2 protein-coding genes and 1 pseudogene are annotated in these 2,596 nt (G+C 65.6%); 2 read left to right on the forward strand and 1 reads right to left on the reverse strand.

The window, feature by feature from the left end:
- A partial coding sequence (locus tag GJ629_RS15390) for a hypothetical protein (protein ID WP_231754675.1) occupies positions 1 to 211 on the forward strand: 211 nt, incomplete at its 5' end.
- 148 nt (positions 212 to 359) lie between these two features.
- On the opposite strand, the pseudogene GJ629_RS15400 reads toward GJ629_RS15390, so the two are convergent.
- Positions 360 to 1,936, reverse strand: a pseudogene (locus GJ629_RS15400) (Hsp70 family protein).
- 275 nt (positions 1,937 to 2,211) lie between these two features.
- Between GJ629_RS15400 and GJ629_RS15405 the strand changes: the two are divergent.
- Positions 2,212 to 2,596: hypothetical protein (locus tag GJ629_RS15405; protein WP_157513801.1), on the forward strand; the 385-nt coding region annotated here is incomplete at its 3' end.

The raw sequence follows: 2,596 nt of genomic DNA on the forward strand, positions 1-2,596 counted from the left end.
TGTCACGAAAAAGTTTATGATGATTAACGGTGAAGTATCAGTGATGCCTCAGATAGGCGTCTCAGACGACCTCTACGAACAGATCCGTGCGGAATCAGCCGGCGAGGAGATGGAGGCCGACCCTGGTGGGAGAGTGGTCGGGAAGCTACCGTCGCCAGAACAACCCCGAAGCGGACCCGAACTGAGGGGCTCGGTCGTTGCGGGTATTTGAGTAGAACCGTTCTCAGCGGCAGCGTTGTGCGAAGCGGTACGAGCATCGTACTGCTCGCGAGGCGAAGCCGAGCGACGCAGCCTTTTTCCCCAAGTTTTTGCCGCGAGTGGTGCGCGGAGCGCACCCGAGCGGGAAAAAGTGGCGGTTTTTAGGCTTCTTTCGTCGTCGCACCCGCGGTCTTCAGCGTCGGCAGGGCCTCCTGCATCTGCTCGATCTCCTTCTCGGAGAGGCGGACGCCCGATTCGATGGTCGTGTCGACGGACTCGCCGGACTCCAGATGGGTCGCGGCGGCCTCTAAGGTCCCGTCGGACTGGACCTGGAAGTCGATCTCGATGGTCGGTTCGCCGGCGGGCGCTTGGGGGATGCCCGAGAGGACCATCTCGCCGAGTTTGGTGTTGTCCTCGGCCTCCTCGGCGGTGCCTGATAGATGGGGAAGCGGACGCCGGTCTGGTCGTCCATGACCGTCGTGAAGCGGTCGTCCGATTCCTCGATGGGCACTTTCTCGTCCTGATCGACGACGGCGGCGAAGGTGCCGTCGTGGAGTTCGATGCCGATTGGCTGGGGCGTCACGTCGACCAGCAGGAGGTCCTCGTCGCCGGGGAGGACGTCGTCGGCGGTGGTGTCGCCGCCGGAACTCATCAGTTCGGCCTGGGTCGCCGCGCCCATCGCGACGGCCTCGTCGGGGTTGACCGAGCGCAGCGGCTCCGTCCCGAAGTAGTCCTCGACGGTGTCGGCGACCTGTGCCATCCGGGTCGCGCCGCCGATGAGCAACACTTCGTCGACGTCGTCGACGCCCATATCGGCGCGGTCGAACAGTTCGTCGACGTTGTCGACGGTCCGGTCGAGGAGGTCCTCGGTGAGGTCCTGGAACTCCTCACGGGTGAGCGTCGTCTCGAGGTTGTAGTCCGGCCCGAGGTACGGGACGGTGATCTCGGTCTGCTCGCGGTTCGAGAGGTCGTGTTTGGCCCGGACGGCGGCGTCGTAGAGGCGCTGTTCCTGCTCGTGGTCGCCGGCAACGTCGACGCCGCCTTCCTCCTGTGCGATGTCGGCGAGGTGGTCGACGATGCGCTGGGTCCAGTCCTCGCCGCCGAGTTGGCGGTCGCCGTCGGTGTTCTGGACCTCGATGTGGTTGTGTTCGAGGTCGATCTCGACCAGCGTCGCGTCGAAGGTGCCCCCACCGAGGTCGTAGACGAAGACGTGGCGCTTGTCGTGGCTCTCGGCGTCGTCGCTCTGGGCGGTCTCCTGCAGGCCGTAGGCCAGACACGCCGCGGTCGGTTCGGTCATCACGTGTTCGACGTCGATACCGGCGATCTCGCCGGCGCTGCGGGTGGCCTGTCGTTCGGCGTCGCCGAAGTACGCCGGGACGGTGATGACTGCCGAGTCGACGTCGCGGCCGAGGTAAGACTCGCCGTCGGCGAGCAGTCGCGTGAGGATCAGCGCCGAGATCTGCTCGGGCCGGTACTCCTCGTCGCCGATGTCGACGACGTAGTCCTCGTCGCCGATGTGGCGCTTGATGTGCTGGACCGTCCGGTCGGGGTTGCTGACGGCCTGATTCGCGGCCGCCTGTCCCACCACAGTCTCGTCGTTGTCGTCGATCATCACGACCGACGGTGTCGTTCGCTCGCCGTCGCTGTTCGGAATGATCTCCGGTTCGTCCCCCGTGACGGCTGCGATCGCGCTGTTGGTCGTCCCCAGGTCGATCCCAACCGAGTACCCTTCTACCATACCCCTATTTGGGCACCCGGGTCCTAAATGGTTTTTCGTCCGTAGGCGCTCTGACTCGCCAGTCAGTCCGCGTCGAGAGGGATGGTTTTACTGTCGTCGGCGCGTGAGAAACACACAACAGCCGTGGGCGAACCGAACCCCGACGCCGTCGACTACTACTCGCGGATCGGTGTGAGTCCCGACGCCGACGCCGAGACCATCGAGCGACGGCGCAAGCAGGCCGACCGGCGCTTCTCGCCGATGTCCTCCAGCCCGCAGGCGACGAACAGCGCCATATGCGTATCAACGTCGCCAGCAACGTCCTCGAGAACGTCGAGTCGCGCCGCCGTTACGACGCCTTCTACGACGCCTTCGGCCCCATCGAGGGGACAGCGGTGTACGACACGGTCGACGAGTCCATCGCCGACGCCGTCATCGACGACGGGACGCTGTTTGCCCACCTCCGCGGCTTCGTCGACGTGCTCGGCCCAATCGACGGTGCCCGGAGTTTCGAGACGTACTACGAGGAACTGGACCCGCCGATAACCACCGAGAAGCTAGGCGTCGACGCCCTGCCGAACGGCTACGCGACCGACGACGCCGGATTCGGCGTCGCCGCGTGGAGCTTCCACGCGGCCGGCCAGCCCTGTGCCCTGTCGCTGTGGCTGACCGGCGGCCGGG

It is taken from the genome of Halapricum sp. CBA1109, assembly GCF_009741825.1.
Taxonomy (GTDB): domain Archaea; phylum Halobacteriota; class Halobacteria; order Halobacteriales; family Haloarculaceae; genus Halapricum.